The sequence below is a fragment of the Proteus sp. CD3 genome (genome assembly GCF_008808075.1).
In the GTDB taxonomy this organism is placed as follows: domain Bacteria; phylum Pseudomonadota; class Gammaproteobacteria; order Enterobacterales; family Enterobacteriaceae; genus Proteus; species Proteus appendicitidis.
Genome location: NZ_CP019686.1, coordinates 2209046 through 2229682 on the forward strand (window position 1 = coordinate 2209046; position 20637 = coordinate 2229682).

General features: G+C 35.9%; 20 protein-coding genes. 11 read left to right on the top strand and 9 right to left on the bottom strand.

Annotated features, from left to right (window positions below; genetic code table 11):
- Positions 1 to 147: 147 nt before the first annotated feature.
- The 7 genes from ttrS (at position 148) to BTA34_RS10095 (ending at position 8436) form a co-directional block, all read left to right on the top strand.
- On the top strand, positions 148 to 1911 hold the full coding sequence (gene ttrS / locus BTA34_RS10065; protein ID WP_151435511.1) for a tetrathionate respiration histidine kinase TtrS: 1764 nt from the start codon (positions 148 to 150) through the stop codon (positions 1909 to 1911).
- 10 nt (positions 1912 to 1921) lie between these two features.
- Positions 1922 to 2524 (top strand): tetrathionate respiration response regulator TtrR, encoded by a 603-nt coding sequence (ttrR, locus tag BTA34_RS10070; RefSeq protein ID WP_151435512.1) that lies wholly within the window; start codon positions 1922 to 1924, stop codon positions 2522 to 2524.
- Positions 2525 to 2598: 74 nt separating this feature from the next.
- Positions 2599 to 3540: a Kdo(2)-lipid IV(A) acyltransferase gene (locus BTA34_RS10075; RefSeq protein WP_151435513.1), complete on the top strand. Its 942-nt coding sequence runs from the start codon at positions 2599 to 2601 to the stop codon at positions 3538 to 3540.
- A 272-nt stretch (positions 3541 to 3812) separates the two neighbouring features.
- Positions 3813 to 5021: a multidrug efflux MFS transporter MdtG gene (gene mdtG, locus BTA34_RS10080; RefSeq protein ID WP_151435514.1), complete on the top strand. Its 1209-nt coding sequence runs from the start codon at positions 3813 to 3815 to the stop codon at positions 5019 to 5021.
- 420 nt (positions 5022 to 5441) lie between these two features.
- Positions 5442 to 6977, top strand: a complete 1536-nt coding sequence (locus BTA34_RS10085) for a peptide MFS transporter (protein ID WP_151435515.1) — start codon at positions 5442 to 5444, stop codon at positions 6975 to 6977.
- A gap of 161 nt (positions 6978 to 7138) precedes the next feature.
- Positions 7139 to 7918, top strand: a complete 780-nt coding sequence (locus BTA34_RS10090) for a PhzF family phenazine biosynthesis protein (RefSeq protein ID WP_151435516.1) — start codon at positions 7139 to 7141, stop codon at positions 7916 to 7918.
- Positions 7919 to 8025: 107 nt separating this feature from the next.
- Complete coding sequence (locus BTA34_RS10095) at positions 8026 to 8436, top strand: acyl-CoA thioesterase (protein WP_023581781.1); 411 nt, start codon at positions 8026 to 8028, stop codon at positions 8434 to 8436.
- Between the two features lie 230 nt (positions 8437 to 8666).
- Here the strand turns inward: BTA34_RS10095 and BTA34_RS10100 are convergent, their stop codons facing one another.
- The 6 genes from BTA34_RS10100 to BTA34_RS10125 form a co-directional block, all read right to left on the bottom strand.
- On the bottom strand, positions 8667 to 8984 hold the full coding sequence (locus BTA34_RS10100; protein ID WP_151435517.1) for a hypothetical protein: 318 nt from the start codon (positions 8982 to 8984) through the stop codon (positions 8667 to 8669).
- Positions 8985 to 9116: 132 nt separating this feature from the next.
- The gene (locus tag BTA34_RS10105) at positions 9117 to 10814 is read right to left on the bottom strand and encodes a YadA-like family protein (protein ID WP_151435518.1); all 1698 of its coding nucleotides are present in this window, start codon (positions 10812 to 10814) and stop codon (positions 9117 to 9119) included.
- Positions 10815 to 11220: 406 nt separating this feature from the next.
- Positions 11221 to 11850, bottom strand: a complete 630-nt coding sequence (locus BTA34_RS10110) for a CatB-related O-acetyltransferase (protein WP_151435519.1) — start codon at positions 11848 to 11850, stop codon at positions 11221 to 11223.
- A 233-nt stretch (positions 11851 to 12083) separates the two neighbouring features.
- Positions 12084 to 13175 (bottom strand): NADH:flavin oxidoreductase/NADH oxidase, encoded by a 1092-nt coding sequence (locus tag BTA34_RS10115; RefSeq protein WP_151435520.1) that lies wholly within the window; start codon positions 13173 to 13175, stop codon positions 12084 to 12086.
- A 173-nt stretch (positions 13176 to 13348) separates the two neighbouring features.
- A complete protein-coding gene (locus BTA34_RS10120; RefSeq protein ID WP_099075800.1) occupies positions 13349 to 13627 on the bottom strand; it encodes a DUF2798 domain-containing protein in 279 nt (92 codons plus the stop codon).
- Between the two features lie 242 nt (positions 13628 to 13869).
- Positions 13870 to 14208, bottom strand: a complete 339-nt coding sequence (locus BTA34_RS10125; protein ID WP_151435521.1) for a DUF5713 family protein — start codon at positions 14206 to 14208, stop codon at positions 13870 to 13872.
- Between the two features lie 162 nt (positions 14209 to 14370).
- Between BTA34_RS10125 and BTA34_RS10130 the strand changes: the two genes are divergently transcribed.
- The 3 genes from BTA34_RS10130 (at position 14371) to BTA34_RS10140 (ending at position 17860) form a co-directional block, all read left to right on the top strand.
- Positions 14371 to 15105: a hypothetical protein gene (locus BTA34_RS10130; protein ID WP_151435522.1), complete on the top strand. Its 735-nt coding sequence runs from the start codon at positions 14371 to 14373 to the stop codon at positions 15103 to 15105.
- Between the two features lie 685 nt (positions 15106 to 15790).
- Positions 15791 to 16456: a response regulator transcription factor gene (locus BTA34_RS10135; protein WP_109373830.1), complete on the top strand. Its 666-nt coding sequence runs from the start codon at positions 15791 to 15793 to the stop codon at positions 16454 to 16456.
- On the top strand, positions 16457 to 17860 hold the full coding sequence (locus BTA34_RS10140) for an ATP-binding protein (protein WP_151435523.1): 1404 nt from the start codon (positions 16457 to 16459) through the stop codon (positions 17858 to 17860). It begins immediately after the preceding gene.
- An 80-nt stretch (positions 17861 to 17940) separates the two neighbouring features.
- On the opposite strand, the gene BTA34_RS10145 is transcribed toward BTA34_RS10140, so the two are convergent.
- Together BTA34_RS10145 and BTA34_RS10150 are read right to left on the bottom strand one after the other, a co-directional pair.
- The gene (locus BTA34_RS10145; RefSeq protein ID WP_151435524.1) at positions 17941 to 18270 is read right to left on the bottom strand and encodes an AzlD domain-containing protein; all 330 of its coding nucleotides are present in this window, start codon (positions 18268 to 18270) and stop codon (positions 17941 to 17943) included.
- Complete coding sequence (locus BTA34_RS10150) at positions 18267 to 18929, bottom strand: AzlC family ABC transporter permease (protein WP_151435525.1); 663 nt, start codon at positions 18927 to 18929, stop codon at positions 18267 to 18269. The genes BTA34_RS10145 and BTA34_RS10150 overlap by 4 nt, the downstream gene beginning before the upstream one ends.
- A gap of 85 nt (positions 18930 to 19014) precedes the next feature.
- Here BTA34_RS10150 and BTA34_RS10155 point away from each other — a divergent pair, with 85 nt between their 5' ends.
- Positions 19015 to 19575: a helix-turn-helix domain-containing protein gene (locus BTA34_RS10155; protein WP_151435526.1), complete on the top strand. Its 561-nt coding sequence runs from the start codon at positions 19015 to 19017 to the stop codon at positions 19573 to 19575.
- 139 nt (positions 19576 to 19714) lie between these two features.
- On the opposite strand, the gene BTA34_RS10160 is transcribed toward BTA34_RS10155, so the two are convergent.
- Positions 19715 to 20569, bottom strand: coding sequence for a D-amino-acid transaminase (locus BTA34_RS10160; protein ID WP_151435527.1), 855 nt, complete (start codon positions 20567 to 20569; stop codon positions 19715 to 19717).
- Positions 20570 to 20637 lie beyond the last annotated feature (68 nt).

Here is a 20637-nt window from a genome sequence, read left to right on the forward strand (position 1 = left end):
TCTCACTATGAGTGAAGGAAATAGAAATTAAAAAGTATGTGTTTTGTTATAAGTGCATTGTAAAAATTACTGAAGATGACACCTATTGTGGTTTACCACATACCAAGTGCGAACTTGATCCAAGACAATATTTAACATTAGATATTTATGACGATAAAACAGACAATTGGGATAAGAAACGCAGTAAGTATCGGGTTATTACTGCTCTTTTTTGTACTTCCTCTGCAAGCCACAGCAAAAGAGTGGACAATCGGTGTTTTAGCACTACGTGGTGATGCATCCACGCAAAGACACTGGCATCCACTTGTTGACACATTAAATGAACAATTTCCGTCAGAAAACTTTGTGTTAATGCCATTAAATCTGGAGGAGATGAAGTTAGCCGTTGCAAAAAAAAGTGTTGATTTCTTACTCACAAACCCTGCGCAATTTGTTCAATTAGATAATGCATTTCCATTACGCTGGTTGCTCTCTTTACGTTCTGGCTATGAGCCGGATAACATGACTCGAAATGTTATTGGGAGCCTCATTCTTGTCCGTAACGATAGCCCGATTACTACTGTACATGAATTAATCGGAAAACGCGTTGGAGCCATTGCCCCCGATGCCTTTGGTGGCTATCTTTTAGGTTACAAAGCGCTAAGAGAAGACGGTATTGATCCGGATAAAGATTTCACATTACGTTTCACTGGTTTTCCCGCTGACGCTTTACTTTATCTCTTACGAGATGAAGATATTAATGCGGCAATTATTCCCGTCTGTTTACTGGAAAATATGGATAATGAAGGGCTTATTCGTAAAAGTGATTATCGCCCCTTGATTTCTTATCAAACCAATACGCCATGTTTAACCAGTACACCGCTCTACCCTAATTGGTCATTTGCGGCACTAGATACCGTTCCTGATGAACTTGTCGATAAAGTCACTCGCGTTTTACTCACTGATGATAGTAAACCAATGAAATGGGGAGCGCCGGCTTCCCATACACAAGTTGAAAATCTATTAAGGGAAGTCAACCAACATCCTCGACAAAGGCAGCTTTGGCAAGATGCGAAAAGTTGGGCTATTCAGCACCAATTTATTATTGGTCTTTCATTGGCTGCTATCCTTTTTCTCATCCTAAACCAAGTCTGGATCAGCTATTTAGTTAGGCGTCGTAGTCGCCAACTGGAACAGGCTCACAATCGATTAAGACAGCAAAAGGAAGAGTTAGAACACGCTCAACGCTTAAATATATTGGGAGAAATGGCATCGGGATTTGCTCATGAGCTTAATCAGCCCCTTTCTGCCATTAAAAGCTATGCGCAAGGGAGCGTTATTCGCCTTAAAAAAGAGAATGAATCGCACCCATTGCTACCTGCATTACAACAAATAGATAAGCAAGCGCAACGCGGTGCTGATATCATTAGAAATCTACGTTTATGGGTTGGAAAACAAACACCTAATACCGATAGTATTTTGCTTTCTCATCAAAATATTGCGGAGTGTATTCAACACATTTGGAAGCTTTTACGCGTAGAAGAAAAATACCCTCAGGTTTCACTGATCACCCATATTGATGAGCATGATACCCTGTGTTTACCTGAAACATTATTAGAGCAAATTTTATCGAATTTAATCACCAATAGTCTCCAAGCTGGCGCTAAAGTACTAAAAATTAGCACCCATAAGGCACCTGATAGGTTACTTATCGTCATTGAAGATGATGCTGGTGGAATGAGCCACAGCCAACTTGAACAGCCCTTTTCCCCATTCCAAACAACAAAAACAGAAGGGCTTGGATTAGGTTTAGTCATTTGCCAACGTTTATTGCTTTCTCAAGGTGCTGATATTCATATTGAAAACCAAAAGAATGAACAAAATAAAGTTGGAATAAAAATCACACTTATTTTTCCTAACAAAAATAAATAACGGAGAAAAAATGCCAACAATTCATCTTGTTGATGATGATCTTGCTGTCACTGATGCTTGTCAGTTTTTATTAGAAAGCTTAGGTTATTCAGCCCATGTCTGGAATGATAGCGAATTCTTTATCAACAATGTCAATCTCTATCAGCAAGGTGTTGTATTGTTAGATATGAGAATGCCAAAACCCGATGGCAGGCAAGTCCACCAACATTTAATTGATAAGCACAGCACCCTTTCTGTCATTTTTTTAACTGGTCATGGCGATATTCCCATGGCAGTTGAAGAGATCAAAAAAGGGGCTATCGACTTTCTACAAAAACCCGTTGATAGCAATGCGTTGTTATCCGCTTTAGATGCAGCATTTATTGAAACCAATGCGCGTTTTACCGCACATGATATTCGTCGCCGTTATGCTTCATTAACCCCAAGAGAAAAAGACATTGCTTATTATGTTATTCAAGGATTAATGAACCGAGAAATTGCAGAAGTTGCTTGTGTGTCGATAAGAACGGTCGAAGTTCATCGCGCAAAAGTAATGGACAAAATGGCAGCTAAAAATATTGCCGAATTGGTGACGGCATTACAAGGCATCGAAATAATTTCACCTAATTTATGACAAAATTTCTGATCTGCACCAAAAAGTGTCACAATATAAGATATTCATTGGAAAAATAGTAAATAGATAGGCTTATGATAAAGTCACCTCAATTTAAAAAATCATTTTTGCAGCCTAAATATTGGCTGACTTGGTTTGGGATCGGATTACTCTATATTCTGGTTCTGCTTCCCTATCCTGTCATTTATTGGCTAGGCACACGCCTAGGTCGTTTCTCTAAAGTTTTTTTAAAAAAACGCGTCCAAATAGCGGAACGTAATCTTGAACTCTGTTTTCCACAGATGCCAAAAAGTGAACGAGAAGCCTTAGTTAATAAAAATTTTGAATCTGTTGGTATGGGATTATTCGAAACGGGTATGGCGTGGTTTTGGCCAGATTGGCGTATCAAACGTTGGTTTAAAGTCAGTGGAATTGAACATATCAAAAAGGCTAAAGACTCAGGACAAGGGATCTTACTTATTGGGATCCATTTTCTGACACTAGAGCTTGGTGCTAGAATTTTGGGTATTTGTAATCCTGGTGTTGGTGTTTATCGTCCTAACGATAATCCCGTTATGGACTGGCTACAAACATGGGGTCGATTACGTTCTAATAAATTTATGATTGACAGAAAAGATGTCAAAGGCATGATCCGTAGTTTAAAAGCAGGTGAAATTATTTGGTATGCACCTGACCATGATTATGGTCCACGTAAAAGTGTTTTTGTGCCTTTGTTTGCAGTTGATAAAGCGGCAACAACAACGGGAACTTATATTCTGGCAAAAACGAGCAAGCCCGCATTAATTCCATTTACCCCAAAACGCTTACCTGAAGGCAAGGGTTATGAATTAATTATATCGCCACCTGTTGCTGATTTTCCTATTGATAATGAGGAAAATACCGCTAAAGCAATGAATAAAGTAGTTGAACAAGAGATTTTACGCGCGCCAGACCAATATATGTGGTTACATCGCCGCTTTAAAACTCGTCCAGAAGGTGACGCTTCTTTATATAACGAAATAAAGAAAGTACACTAACGACAAAGTGGCTGTTTTGAAATAAAACAGCCACTTTGTTATATTATAATGCACTGAAATAACAATAATAAAATCAATAACAGTATAAGCTATAAACTCCTGCGAAACACATTATAAGAGCAAGACCTATCGCACTTATTCTGTATCATGGCTATATTCTTATTCATCATAAAATAAGAAAACCGACTCGTTGTTGCCACGCTCAACATCACTACGGTTATTGTCAGCCTATTTTCTTGGTTTACTCTCTCGTTCTCGGCTAAAGGAGTAACATGGATCTCAAACCCCGAAATAACTCTTGGAAACGTAATCTCTATATTGTCTGGTTTGGTTGTTTTCTAACTGGTGCCGGTTTTAGTCTGATCATGCCCTTTCTTCCTCTTTATGTAGAAGAACTTGGTATAACCGATCACGAAGAGCTTAACCTTTGGACAGGTGTTGCATTTAGTATTACTTTCCTTTTTTCTGCCATTGCAGCGCCTTTTTGGGGGAAATTATCAGATAGGAAAGGTCGAAAATTAATGCTGTTACGCTCCGCTCTTGGTATGGCGATTGTGATGGTATTAATTGGATTTGCTCAAAATATATGGCAGTTATTAATATTGCGAGCCTTACTTGGTGTATTAGGTGGCTTTGTTCCGAATGCCAATGCGTTAATTGCCACTCAAGTTCCTGTTAAAAAAAGCGGTTGGGCATTAGGGACACTTTCGACAGGTGCAGTGAGTGGTGCATTAATAGGTCCTTTAATTGGCGGTATGCTTGCCGATCTCTATGGTTTACGTCCTGTCTTCTTTATTACATCTGCCGTTTTATTTATTTGCTTTTTAGTCACCCTCTTTTTTGTCAGTGAAAACTTTACACCGGTTTCTAAAAAAGACGCATTGACCACAAAACAAGTATTCTCATCACTTAAAAATAAAAGACTCGTTGTATGCCTATTTTTCACTACGATGATCATTCAAGTCGCAACAGGGTCTGTTACGCCTATTTTGACACTTTATATTCGTGAATTAACAGGCTCTGTCAGCAATCTTGCCTTTATCAGTGGTGTTGTCGCCTCTGTACCCGGTATTGCCGCACTTATTAGCGCCCCTCGTTTTGGTAAATTAGGTGATCGAATTGGCCCAGATAAAGTCCTTCTTTTTACTCTCGGACTCTCTATTTTTATGTTAATTCCAATGGCATTGGTCAGTAATTATTGGGAACTTGGCGCACTACGTTTTTTACTTGGGGCGGTCAACGCAGCCATGTTACCTGCGGTACAAACGCTAATTCTTTATAACATTACGCCTGCTATTGCAGGGCGAATTTTCAGCTATAACCAAGCACTAAGAGATGTTGGAAATGTTACAGGACCGTTAATGGGCGCTTTTGTTGCGGCAAGCTATGGATTTAGAGCTGTTTTTTATTTCACCGCAGCCGTTGTCTTTTTTAATCTAATTTATTCTTGGTTAAGCTTTAGAACCCCACAAGAAAAGTAATCAAAAAATCTATAAATTAGATTAGTTAATAGTTTTTTTTCTTCAAAAAATTACACTTTTACATTTAAAGCCCTAATTGTTATTTTTTTTATTCTATTTTTTGTAATTTATTGTTTATTAAGAACATTCTTACCACCCTTTTGTTAACACCCATAAAATTTTCTTGTCCTCTTTTTTCAAAAAATTGCAAGGTTAACTATTGCAAAATGAGATTTTTATCGACTTTTGCACCAAAAAATGGTTTATAAAGTATTAAATATACTTTTAGTCACTAAATTCTGACAAAAGTATGTTAAAAATATATTAATTAAATGCAGTGGATATTGATAACAGAATGAAATAATTTTGTTTAGCCACTAGCTGATATTTTGTTCTTTTTACTTGCAAACGACCTGTAGAGGTTTTTTTTGGGAATTTAAGATGCAATCTACTCACTCAAAATCTAGCCGAACTTTCTTTGGCCACCCATATCCATTAAGCTCCCTTTTCTTCACCGAAATGTGGGAACGCTTTTCTTTCTATGGTATTCGCCCATTATTAATTCTATTTATGGCGGCAACCGTTTATGAGGGTGGCATGGAAATCCCCAGAGAGCAGGCATCTGCTATTGTGGGTATTTTCGCTGGCGGTGTTTATTTAACATCGTTGCCAGGAGGTTGGCTGGCTGATAACTGGCTAGGTCAGCGCCTAGCTGTATGGTATGGCTCTATCTTTATTGCGTTAGGGCACCTTTCCATCGCACTTTCAGCGTTTTGGTCACAAGATCTGTTCTTTATCGGTTTATTACTGATTGTATTGGGTACTGGGCTATTTAAAACCTGCGTAACTGTGATGGTAGGAACCTTATATAAAAGGGATGATACTCGCCGTGATGGTGGATTCTCCTTATTTTATATGGGTATCAATATGGGCTCATTTATTGCACCGCTCATCACGGGTTTCTTAGTGCGTGATTATGGCTGGCATTGGGGCTTTGGTATCGGTGGGATTGGTATGCTTGTTGCGTTACTGATTTTCCGCTTTTACGCAGTACCTACCATGCGTCGCTTTGATAGCGAAGTCGGTTTAGATTCAAGTTGGGATCGCCCAACCGTTGTTCGTCGTAATGTCGGTCAATGGATCTTAGCGTTATCTGTCGTTCTTATAGCAATTGTTGGTCTTATTATTTCTGGTGTTATTCCGTTTAACCCAGTTGTTGTGGCTAACTTTATGGTCTATGTGATTTCAGGTAGTGTTATCGCCTATTTTATCTATTTATTCCTATTTGCTGGATTAAGTAGTAGTGACCGTTCTCGCTTATTTGTTTGTTTCCTCTTATTGGTTTCAGCAGCCCTTTTCTGGTCTGCATTCGAACAAAAGCCAACATCATTTAACTTATTTGCCAACGACTATACTGACTTAAACTTTATGGGTTTTGAGATCCCAGCAGTTTGGTTCCAGTCTGTTAACGCATTGTTTATTATTATTCTTGCGCCTGTATTTAGCTGGTTATGGCCAATGATGGCACATAAGAATATGAATTTAAGCAGTATGACTAAGTTTGTGATTGGTATTTTATTTGCAGCGGGTGGCTTTACCGTCATGATGTTTGCATCTGAAAGTGTTATTGCAACAGGACAAGGCGTTTCACCGCTTTGGTTAATTGGCAGTATCTTATTGCTGACATTAGGTGAATTATGCTTAAGCCCAATTGGTCTTGCCACTATGACTATTTTAGCGCCCGCTAAAATGCGTGGTCAGGTGATGGGATTATGGTTCTGTGCAAGCGCATTAGGTAATTTGGCCGCTGGTTTAATGGGGGGAAATATCCGCCCAGACAAACTGGATGTAATGCCTGACTTCTTCTCTCATGTTTCTATCGCTCTGGTTATTTGTGCTGTTGTTCTTGCTGCACTGATTATTCCAGTTCGTAAGCTTTTACAAAGCGCAGATAGCAAAGAGAAAGCACAAGCTTAATCTAATGCGTTAATTATTAAAGCCATGTCTAATTAATTAGGCATGGCTTTTTGCTTTTATATCCTACAATTTGAACGCTTTTTTAAGTATTGCACCCAATATTTAAAACACTTAATCTCATTACCTTCTATTTATTGGTTGTTTATCACTAAGGTAATGCGATGACAGTTCTTCCTATTTATTATGTTAATGCTTTTTCCTCTCTGCCTTTTTCAGGAAATCCCGCTGCTGTCGTTTTATTAGAAGAGTGGCTGCCTGATGACACCTTAATTACACTTGCTAGTGAGATTAATTTACCTGAAACGGCTTTTTTAGTTGGCGATCATATTCGTTGGTTTACACCTAAAATTGAAGTTCCTCTTTGTGGGCATGCAACATTAGCCACAGCTTTTGTACTAAAAGCGATAAAACAGTCACCTAAGAAGCTCTTTAAATTCCAATCTCTTTCAGGTGAACTCACTATTTCTTGCCAAGGCGCTCTCTTTACACTTAATTTTCCGGCACTACCTGCGACATTAAATAACGATATAAAATCAGTGCTTGAACAAAAATTAGCATTACAAATAGATGAAGTTTGGCAAGCGCATGATCGTTATATTTGCTTTTTATCTGATCCAGAAACCGTCATTAACTACCAACCGGATTTCACTCAAATCGCACAGTTGCCTTTACCTGGCGTTATTATCACAGCGAAAGGTCATGCCCCTTTTGACTTTGTTTCTCGCTTCTTTGCGCCCGTAAAAGGCGTGAATGAAGATCCTGTTACAGGCACATCACATTGTGTATTAGCACCAATTTGGGGTAATAAGCTCAATAAAACACAGTTACAAGCAAGACAAGTTTCAAAACGAGGTGGAAATATCGACTGTGAGCTAAAAGATGGTCGCGTTTTACTAACAGGAGATGCTGCACTCTTTTTAACTGGCGAAATAACCTTTTAATTACAGACGGCATAATCAGCCATTCATCTACTTTGCTTTCAATTTACTCTATTTTATACTGTGGGGAATTTCTCCCCTACAGTATAAAAGAAGAAGGCTTTATTGTTATGTCCATCTCTGACTTATCTCCTGAGCTACAAGATAAAATTAAAAATTCAGTCACCCGTGTATCTAAAGTCATATTCCCCACCACAACTAATCACCACTCAACACTCTTTGGTGGCACGGCATTAGCTTGGATGGATGAAGTTTCATTTATTACCGCTACCCGTTTTAGCCGTAAACGCCTAGTAACGGTTTCAACCGAAAAAATAAATTTTAATCACCCTATTCCATCAGGTACGATTATTGAATTAGTGGGTGAAGTGATCCGTGTTGGCCGTACAAGTTTAACGGTAAATGTTTCTATTTTTCTTGAAGATATGTACGCAGAAGGTCGTGAAGAAGTGATCCATGGTCAGTTTAATTTCGTGGCGGTTGATCATGACGGAAAACCAACGCCATTATTCGATAAATAACAACTTATAGAGAGATTTGTCATACTTTTTATCTCTCTTAATTAAAAACTGCATTATTTTATTATGTTCTTTATTATTTTTAATAATAACAAAGCAGTAAGAGCATTAATTTAAATGGATATTTTTCAATCAACGTAAAATATCTAATAAAATCAATAAATAATAAGATTACTAACATGTAAGACAAGAGTTATCCACAGTTAATGTGGATAACTGAACAAGCCCCAAAATCAGAGAACACAGATTTTTGTTACTGCAAATTCAATCTGACAAATAGTCAGTTTCCTTCCTACTATTGCACTTTCAGCAATAACAATATCCGTTGATTGTGAATACTGTCGCCCTACTTCAAGTGCTAACTCAATAGTGGGTTCAATCAGTAATATCACTCCAGCCGGTTCAATATCAACAGGGAAGTCTGCAAACGCTATCAGTTGTACCACTTGTTTTATCTTACTTTTAGCAATCTCTTGTGCTTTTTCCGTTGCGGCCTGATTAACTCTAGTTTGTTTTTCAAAAGCACCACCACCAGAATAAAGATAGATCATAATTTACTCATTATAGAAAAAAGGCTGTTACCTTTATTATTCAAATCCACCGCATAAAAGCCAGTTGAACATATAAAAAGGCAACAACCTTATCTCTGCTTTTTATCCTAATCAATACGATATAAAAAGCATTTACCAACCATAAGATATACCACCACCGACAACAGCACGATCTTCCGTATTCCACGAAGCAGAAACACGAATAACAGCACTCTCTGTTATTTGATATTGAGCGCCAGTTGCAAACGCATTGGCATCACGATAATTCCCAGCACCCACGCCAAGGCTAAAAGTATGAGCCGCAACGTAGGGGATATTAGCCATCGCTGCGACAGAAGCGATGCCAGCACTTGCCCTTTTGTCTGCTTTGTCTATTTTATTATCCATATTATTGAGCGCGACATCATTATCAATAAAGATATTTTTAATCTTATTATTGGTGTATTCATTCGCAATAGAGATAGAATCTTTTTTGGATGAATCAATGTACTCTCTTAAGGATTCATCTCTTTCATTGATAACCGTATTGGTAATATTGATATATTCGTTTCCTTTTTGAGTAATATATTTTTCACGTTCTTTCGTGATCTTTTCGTTATTTCTGTTTATTGCACCATCAATACCTGTGGCAATTTTGCCAATCTCAATATCAGTATAGCTATTGGCATTTTTTTCAGATTTTCTTACTTGATTGTCTGTTAATGTAATAATTTCATCTCTCGTATTTGTGATATGTTCTACTGTTTTTTCGTGATGTTCGTTTACTTTAAAATCAGTATATTCTTTACCGCTATTCTCAACTTCTATAAATTTATTATTAGTATATTCTTTAATACTGCCTTCAGACTCAGCCACTTTATCGCTGATATTTTTTTCAATATCATCTTTCATTTCAGCATATTTATTTTCACTATAGATATGAAATTCATTTTTTACTTCATTGATATAACTAATCGTATTTTCTTGATGTTTTTCTATTTTACTATCAGTATATTGGTTTGCTTTCTTCTCTGCATTATTGGCTAATTCATTGGCTTTTATTTCACTTCTTTTTAGTACCTCCTCATTAGCTTTAGCTATATCGCCTTTTATTATTTTATTATTTTCATTTATTTGATTATTTGTCTCTTTAAGAATGTGATTTTTTTCTTGCTCAATTTTATTATAAATATTCTGATTATTGTCATTAATATGCTTATCTGTCTCAATAAGAATATTATCTTTTTCTTTTCTTAATTGTGAAACATTAACAGCATCGGTATCTTCCGTACCTGCTGCGACATTAATAATTTGTCGCTGATTTTTATCACTGCCGATTGATAATGTATTATTGCGATTATTGCTACTTTTATCGCCTAATATAATTGCATTACTTGCTGATCCTGAAGAATTACTACCAATAATAACTGAATTATCTGCACTATCAGAAAGGTGACTGCCACTCCCTAAAATAACACCATTTTCAGCATTATTTATAGCACCCTTACCAATACTTATTGCATCTTTACTTTCACTATAAGCTTGAGAACCAATAGAAAGGGAGCCTTCACCAATTGCCATTGCACCACTTCCCAATGACATCGCATTATCACCAATTGCTGTGCTTTTATGACCTATTGCTGTTGCATTTTGACCTTCCGCGCCCGCATTAGCACCAATCGCGGTTGATTGATCTGAATGCGCCCATGTATTATATCCAACCGCTGTCGATTCATTACCATCTGCTTTACTATTTCCACCTAATAAAGTGGTATTATCGGCATAGGCAGAAGTAGATGAAAATAATATAATAACTAATAGTTTTATCTTAAAATTTATATTACAAGTCATATCTATATCACTCCAAAATTAATAAACTCACATATAGAGTAATATGTATTTTATTTTTTACATGTTATATATCTTATAAAACAACTTAATAACGCTTGATAATTCTATTAAATACAAACAATAACATCATTAGATAATTTTAAATTTAATAAAAAAATAAATAACTAACTTTTATTTTTAAAATAAAATCAATCACTAAAGAAAAAACACAAATAATAAAGAAATAAAAACCATCCTGAACAATTTAAATAATAGTTATTTTAATAAATTTAAAATATTCTTAAATTTGAGATAGGGATCAAATAAAAAAACAACGTTCTTTTTTATCTTTCAGTGATATGATTAATTTATTAAGACAATATCTAAGTAAAAATCCCTAAACGTAGTTACGTTTAGGGATTTTGTTTTACTCAATAAATTTCGCTTCTGCAATTAATAATTTATCAATTGATGATTGACATAAATAAGGTCTCAGAGCATCAAATTTCTTTTCTGACCATTGGTAAATCTTTAACGATAAAAGTTGCTCAATAACCTTTGGCTCAAAACGATATTTAAGGTGTCGCGCGGGTGTTCCTCCAACAATGCTATAAGGTTCAACATCTTTGGAAACAACGCTATTAGCCGCAACAATAGCACCTTCGCCAACTGTCACACCAGGCATTATCATTGCACGCATTCCTATCCATGCACCATCATGAATATGAGTATCGCCTTTACCAATATATGCCTCTTCAATTTTATCCATAAAAGGATAAAGAGAGAACCAATCCATACGATGTGTATGGTTTCCTCCCATTAATATGACGGCTTGCGCACCAATACAAACATAATCGCCAATATATAATTTATCAATTTCCCACAATGGCTCCCATTGCAAGCTAATTTCGTCACCATAAAGATAACGTACTACGGAAGCTTCAAAACCTTCATCCCAACAATCACTGTAATAACTGTGTTGTCCTTTGATGATAATATTTTTATTTTTAACCGTTTCGTGTAGATATTCTACACGCGACCAATGTTTATTTTTCATAATATGACTCGCAATAAATTAATGAGTCATCAAAGAATGCTTAATTCTCTGATGATGTGTTCGCATTCAAAACACATCTTCTTAAGCAATCCTTGGTTGAAGCAATAAGGGATTTTTTTTCATCTTTTTTACGACCAATTATTACAACGCAATTCGTTTATGCGCATCATCATAAAGGTTATTAAAGAAAAAGCCACGGAGAATAACACTCAGCTTCCCGTGGCTTAGTATCACTATTTAAAAAAGTCTTTGCTACCATGAGGCGCACAACGTAAATATTGAGGCGCTACTTTTATGGTTTGTTTGAGTTTTTCCGCTGCATGCCAAGGCCAACGAGGATCATAAAGAATCCCCCGCCCTAAAGCGATAAAATCAGCCTGCTCGGTAAGTAAAATGGCTTCAGCTTGTTCTGCCTCGGTAATGAGACCAACAGTAATAACAGGTAGTTGCGTTTCATTATAAATTGCCTGAGCAAATGGTACTTGGTAATTAGGACCCAGTTTAATTTCTTGTTTTTCTGATAATCCACCAGAAGAAACATGAATATAATGGCAACCTAATTCTTCAAGATGCTGTGTTAATGCAATTGCACTTTCTAAGTCCCAGCCGCCTTCAACCCAATCTGTTGCAGAAATTCTGACACCAACACAGACATTATCAGAAACCGCATTTTTCACGGCAACAAAGACATCCGCCAATAACCGACTACGGTTATTAAAATCGCCACCGTATTGATCCGTTCTGTGATTTGATAATGGAGATAAGAATTCATGCAATAAATATCCATGAGCACCGTGGATCTCAATCACATCAAATCCTGCTGATTCAGCTCTTCTTGCCGCATCAACAAAAGCTTGTTTTATTTCTTCAATTTCATCAATAGTCAAAGCATGAGGCTGATGATTATTTCCAAAAGGAATTGCTGATGGTGCAACTTTTTGCCATCCATTAGGAGAATCTGGCGCTAATGATGCTCCGCCATTCCAAGGTAAATCGGTCGATGCTTTACGTCCTGCATGGGCAATCTGTATACCCATTTTTGCAGATGAATATTGCTTAACATTATCAACAAGTTTTTTTAATTCACTGCCATGTTGATCAGACCAAATACCTAAATCTTTATAGCTAATACGACCTCTAGGCTCAACCGCTGTTGCTTCAACAATCACTAGCGAAGCACCAGATAGTGCCAGTTGCCCGTAATGCATAGTGTGCCATGCTGTCGGGTAACCTTCTTGTGCTGAATACTGGCACATAGGTGCAACGATAATACGGTTATCTAACTGATGGGGGCCTAGTTTTTTAGGGGAGAACAACAAACTCATTTAAAGCCTCCTGCTATCAATAAGAATTTATGCAAAGAAAAATATCTTTGCTTTTCGATATACCATTTAAATATACAGGTTTAAGGCTATCGGATCTTATTCATTTAGGCGATGCTTTACTTCACATTGTGAAAAACAAAAAGATCAGCATCAATTGCTGATCTCTTTTTTAATTAATCATTAGATTTGGCAGGTTTCACCAATAACAGTGAAAAGCGTCTTGCGATCGGCAAAACGAATAAAACCGTAGGAAAAGCAATCATCCAAGAGATCCCCCAAGAAGTTAACCATGGAGAGATAACGTACATTCCCATTCCTAACGATTTGACGGTACTAATAAAAGCCACAATACCTGACATAATAAAAGAAAGGAAAAAGGGAACAAGAAAAATCATTGCTCGAGTAGGAAGTTTAGGAATACCTAAAAAGTAATTTTTGTCCTGAAAAGACATAGATAAAGACTCCAATAATACGATTGTACAACAGCACATAACTGCCAATACAACAGGCTAAAAAAAGTTATATGCGTTGATTAACGTAAACGCTTACGAGTCTTTTAGACCAAACTGAGAGCTAGTTTATTAATAAATATTTCTTTGTCAACTAAATTATTATCATTATCATTTAGGTGATAATGATAAAATTAAGATTAATGAAAAATGAGAAAACACGATAGGGTTTTCTCCTCTTCTTTCTACCAATCTCGTGTTGCAATTAACTCTTCTATATCCGCATCTTCAAAACCATATTCATCAGCGATAACGCCAAAATCCTCAGCAATGCACTCTCTTGCTATTGTTTCAATTTCGCTATTTTCTTCATAAAATTCTTCAGCTAACGCATTAAATTGATCTGTTGTTTGTTGCGTTAGAATATAAAGTTCTGCCAAATTTTTAGGTGAAGTCGCTTCTATTTTTACACAAAGCGCTTTTAATAAATCTTGCCCTTTCTTTACAAGGTGTGCTGGATAATAATTATCATTGTCCATTTCCTTTAAAAAATAATGTGCAGCGAGTACTTTATTTTTAATCATAAAAAATATCCTTATCTAAGTATTTATCTTAAGGTCATTAAAGCGCACTTATTATCTTAATGACAGGAAAGTATATTACGTTTTTTAATTAAATGTCTCGCTTTTATTTCTATGAATTTATAGAATTCTGACCAGCAAACGAAAAATAGGCAATTAATTAAAATGGCTAAAAAAATACGATTTATATTTCTTTTTTTGACTATTGCACTGCTCTCTTTTTTGACCATTAATAAATATTTTAAAAACGCACCTTTAGCGACATGGCACTTCTATGGCAATAATGGTGAATATATTACAGGTTATTACTACCCACCAGCAGAAGATGATGCAACAGATGCAGTGATATCCATTCCAGAAAAACCAACTAAAGAAGGTTTAACAATAACGCATTGGGATACTTGCAGCATTGAACTGAATATTGATAATAAAACACTTTATATTTCTTATTTTACGAGTGGTCTTATTCAAGCTTCATTAGCAACAAAAACCACATCTTATGTTGCATTAACTGAGCTGTATTTTTATCAACCTGATGATATGCATTGGTCGATAAATCGATTAGAGGATGGAACATATAAAGGCTGGATTTGGGATAATGTTGCAAATCAGCTTATTTCTGTTCGTTATCAGGAAGATAAAACAACAATTATTGACGGTACAAAATATACATTAATGCCAGAAAGTTATTGGCTATTTCAACGTTGGGCTAATGGCGTTTTAGTAGAAGAGTACACATTAGATGATTTACCAGCAAAAGATGGCTTTATTCCTGATATAGATAAACAAAGGTTGACCCAAGCAAAAGCAGACCTTCAAGCCACGGTAAATAAGTTGGTAATACCATTAAATTTACCATTTAACTTAATGTTGTGGGATAACTCACTTTGTAAGCAATAACATCAGGTGAAATGCTCCCAGAGGGTTGGGAGCATTTCTGACACAGAATGATTTAATTTATACTAAATAACACCATCTAATTTCATGTAAATTCCTTTTATTGAAAAATCAATTCCTTTTAAGTCGTTAATTTTTACTGCAAGAGTATAGATGAATAGAGTAAATAATTTAAATCTAATAAACATGTTGCACAACAGGGATATATTAAAACAGTTATCTATTTTCAATAAAAGAATAAGACATCAATTTGATAGTTATATTATTCAATGAAATTGATATTTTATATTTATATCATTCTAAATATAAAAACTTATTTATAGACTGTTGATTTTTAATAAACTTTACTTTTAAACTCAAGGTGACTCAAATAATGTATTTAAGTTACTTTAGCATAATAGAGTGAGATATTTATTATTCACATTAGATTAATCATGCTAATTCTATCTAAAATAGATCTCTACATTTAACATTAAATGCCTTAACGTGATAAAAATAAAATAAATAGCATTTTTATCTTAATCTATTTCTAAAAATTCCAGTCATTTATTTTTAGTAAAAAGTATTAAATAAAAATTTACCTTACATTAAGAGTTCATTAATCAAACCTTGCTTTGCATTTTATTATATTGCTCAATTTTTATTTGGCTCTTATACTTTCTTAAGACGATTTTAGATAGGTATTATTATGAATATTTTATTAGTTGAAGACGATTTACAACTCGGTAAAGCACTTTGTCGCGGGCTTGAAATTGCTGGTTTTCAACCATGTTGGGTCAGATTGCTTGCGGATGCTCGTGTTCAATTAAGCCAACGCCCTTTTGATTTAATGCTATTAGATTTAGGTTTACCTGATGGTGATGGGCAAGATGAACTGATTGCGCTGAGAAAAAGTGGCGAGAAAATTCCGATTATTATTTTAACTGCCCGCACTCAAATTGATAATTTAGTACAAACATTAGACTCAGGCGCAGATGATTTTTTACCAAAGCCTTTTGCTATGCCTGAACTTATTTCTCGCGTAAAAGCAGTGAGTCGTAGAATGGCAGGTTTTTCTTCACAAATATGGTCTATTGGCGATTTACAACTTAATCCAGCAAACCATCAAGTCACCTTAAATGACGAATTACTTTTATTATCAGGTAAAGAATACCAACTATTATATGAATTAATGCGTAATACTGACAATGTGGTGCGTAAGTCAGAGTTGGAACAGCGTTTATTTGGTTTAGACGATAAAATTGAGAGCAATTCCCTTGAAGTACATATGCATAATTTACGAAGAAAAATAGGCAAAGAACGTATTATCACAGTTCGTGGCGTAGGTTATTTATTAAAAAAAGAAACTAATTAAATGAAGATCCGCTCCTTCTTTATTTACACCATTGTCCTTCAGATTATCTCCATCGTTATGCTTTGGGGCGTTTGGTTAGCTTGGATACAATTTGATTATCTTGCTGAGTTTGAAAAAGTTTATAACAAACAGCAAGAAATTATTGCTGAGGGTTTTGCTAATACCTTAGAGATTGTTGCTGACCAACCTGAAGTTCTCAAAGAAATCGCTCATAATTTACAAGGTATGTATATCGACGCCATGCTTAACGGTGAAGATGATGAACTACAATATCTGCCGTGGTTTATTGCCTTAGATGAAAATAATACGCTGATTTATACTAATCGTCCTGAGTTGCCTATCCCTACAAGAGTACTTTCATTAGCATCAGAAAAAGTGTCTGTTGCAGGTGAAAAATGGATACTCTCTTTTAGTTGGGGAGAAAAACATAAAATAAAAGTGTTTATTGGTGAATCTGTTGAAGACAGAGGTCATGTTATTGGTAACCCTGTTGAAGGCACCTTTATTCCTTTCCTATTTATTCTTGCGACGGTTATTTTTGCCATCTTAATTACGGCTTATTTTAGTTTACGCCCTCTAAGACAAGCTGCAGAACTTATCTCTAACCGTAAACCACGTAATTTAACGCCGATTAATGTCGGTCAGCAATTTAAAGAAATTCGCCCTATCTTTAAAGAGCTAAACCAATTAATGGCAAGAATTGACGCTGCTAATATCCGTGAAAAACAATTTATGGCAGATGCCGCCCATGAATTAAGAACACCAATAGCTGCAGTTATCGCTCAATTACATCTACTCTCTTTAGTCGATGATCAGCAAGAGCGTGAAGAAATTATTGATGATATGAAACAATCTCTTGATAGAGCAGCAGCTCTTTCTCATCAATTAATTGATTTGGCACGATTAGAATGTGACGATTTTCCATTAAAAATAGAATCTCTTGATATCTATAACGTTATTGGAAATGCAATAGCACAACACGTTCCTTATGCGATTACTAAAAATATTGAGTTATCACTTAATGAAGGTCAAACATTAACACTTAAGACTGATAAACAGGCTTTACTCTCTATATTTAATAATCTGCTTGATAATGCTATTAAATATTGCCCTAAAGGTAGCCAAGTTGAGGTAACTATCGAGAATCGATATGCCGAAGGGATACATGTTATTGTGCGTGATAATGGTCCTGGTGTTGCCAAAGAACATATCAATGTTCTATTTTCACGTTTTTATCGCGTTCCAGGCTCTAACGAAACAGGCAGCGGGTTAGGTCTATCTATTGCACAAAATCTCGCTAATAAAATTCAAGCATCGTTAATTGTTACTGAAGGGCTAAATAATAAAGGAATTGGCTTTATTATTGTTCTCCCTTTAGAAGTAAAGCCATCAGAAAACGATTAATAAATAGATAGCGATATTGCAGAATAAAGGAGGTCATTGTACCTCCTTTTTATTTTATCGTGCTGAGTTCCTAAAAGGTGTTATCCCCAAAGATTAATTAACCAACGTAGGCCAGCTGTCACAATTGCTGCACTAAGCACAATCATAATAAAAGGTTTTTTTTGCCAAGTCAGCACACCTGCGACACCAACACCAACAATTTTTGAAATATCAGCAAGTTGGTCGCCATCAAAAAATGTCGATGTCATCGCCACTGAAAACAGAATAACAATCGCAGATAATGAAAGAAGCTCTTTAACCCTCTCTGATACCCCTGCTTTATTATTGAGTAATATTCCGGAAAGACGCATGGCGTATGTACCAACAGCAAGAATAATAATTCCTGTAATAATAGAAGCCGTGGACATTATATTCTCCTAATCACAAACAGTACGCCTAATAGCGATAATAAAACGGGTATCCCAGCAGGAAGGAATAATGTGGTTAAGAGTGCAATAATGCTCCCTATTATTGCTGCATGACGTGTTAGTTTATTTTTTAATGCAGGTAAACTTAGTGCGAGAATAATAGCCGGAAACATCGCATCCAGCCCTAGCATCTTTATATCTACGATAAATGATCCCAAGTAAACACCAAGCATGGTACCCAAAGGCCAGACAAGTAAAATACCTAACCCACAAGCCCAAAATGCTAATTTATTTTGTTCTGCAGTACGCTGAGATAAACCAAATACAACACTCTCATCATTTAATATATGAAAACCTAATAATGATTTAAGCCCTTTTCCCGGTAGATCCTTTACCGCCATACTAAAAGGAATATGTCGTGCATTAACCATTAATCCCGCAAGAGCGGCATATATTGCACTTCCTCCCATCGCCACAACGCCAATAAAAAGGAATTCAGAAGCGCCCGCTAAAACAAAAATGGATAACACTAATGGCACCCAAAAATCAAAACCCTGTGTATGAGCTAAAGCGCCATAAGAGATACCGACAATACCGTCAGCTAATGAAACAAGCACAATATCTCTAAGTACGTTATTATCAAGACGACTGTTAATTTGCATAGAATGTAGTATTTTTTATCGAACCATTCGTTCATTATGTTGAACGATTTATTTTTTTGCAAGATGATTTTTGAAGGAAGCTATGATGTCATCGCCTTGTGCGCCTATTGAAATTATTTCTCAGGCTCTGGCTAGAGAAAGAAAAAAAGCGGGTCTTTCACTTGCTGAAATAGCAAGACGAGCGGGTGTTGCAAAATCAACACTCTCTCAATTAGAAGCGGGACAAGGAAATCCAAGTATTGAAACACTTTGGGCAATTTGTGTTGCGTTAAATATTCCTTTTTCTCAACTTATTTCAGCACCACAGTCTGAAATTAAGGTGATCCGTAAAGGTGATGGCTTTAAAATCAGCGCAGAAAAAGCGTATTACCATGCTTTTTTACTTTCACCCTGCCCTGTAGGCGCAAAACGCGATATATACACCGTGATTGCACAACCCGGAAAAGATAGAGTCTCTGATCCTCACAGTAAAAATGTGACTGAACATATTATTATTATCAGCGGAAGCGCAATGGTAGGTACTTTAGATAATCAACAAGAATTACAACCCGGTGATTATATTTGCTATCCCGGTGATGTCACTCATGTATTACGAGCTTTAGAGCCAGACACAACTGCCGTCATGATTATTGAACATCATAATTAACATAATAGTAGAACGAATTATGATAAATTTACCGCACTGCTATATTACAATAATAATCTGAATTGTAATAAAAATCTGAATTGCAATAACAATCTGAAAGCAGTGCGATAAATTTGATAAAGAATGTCAGTCTAGTCAATTATTTTTTAAGTGCTTTATCAAGGTAGATCTCTCGTAACCGTTGAGATAAATGCCCAACTATTCCCTGATTGATATCTTCATTATCGATTGAAATAACTGGCCAAATTAATGTCGTCGCTGAGCTAATAAAAGCTTCTTTTGCTTTTTTGGCTTCATCAAGAGTAAATAGGCGTTCTGTTATTTTAAGCCCTTCTTCTTGCGCTAATTGAATAATCGCTTGGCGTGTAATACCGGGTAAAATATTCTGACTTAGCGGTCGAGTAATAATTTCATTATCATGATTAACAATAAAGAAGTTACTTGAACTGCCTTCTGTTATATAACCATCTTTAATTAAAATAGCATCATCGGCACCTTGTTGATGTGCATGGTGTTTTGCTAAACACGCCGCTAATAATGCCACTGTTTTAATATCGCAACGTTGCCAGCGAATATCTTCAACACTAATGACTGAAATTCCTTTTTTTGCATTAGGATGATCCACAACTGTTGAATGTTGTACAAAAGCAACGATTGTGGAAGGAACAGATGAAGATGGAAAATCAAAAAAACGAGAGGAATCAGTACCTCGTGTTATTTGTAAATAAATAAGCCCTTCATGAAGATTATTCTTTTTGATAAGTTGATGATGAACATCACTTAACAACTCTTTGGTAATGGGAAGCGATAGACCTAATTCTTTGCATGAACGCTGTAAGCGTTGAAAATGCCCATTAAAGTCAATAAGCTGACCATCAATAACAGCAGTAACTTCATAAACAGCATCTGCAAATAAAAAACCACGGTCAAAAACAGATATTTTAGCCTGCTCTTTAGGTACAAAGTGACTGTCTAAATACACGATATCAGACATTTTACCTCCGTTATAAATTTTATTAACAATCTATCTCAATCCACTACCTTACACCTTCAATTTTCTAT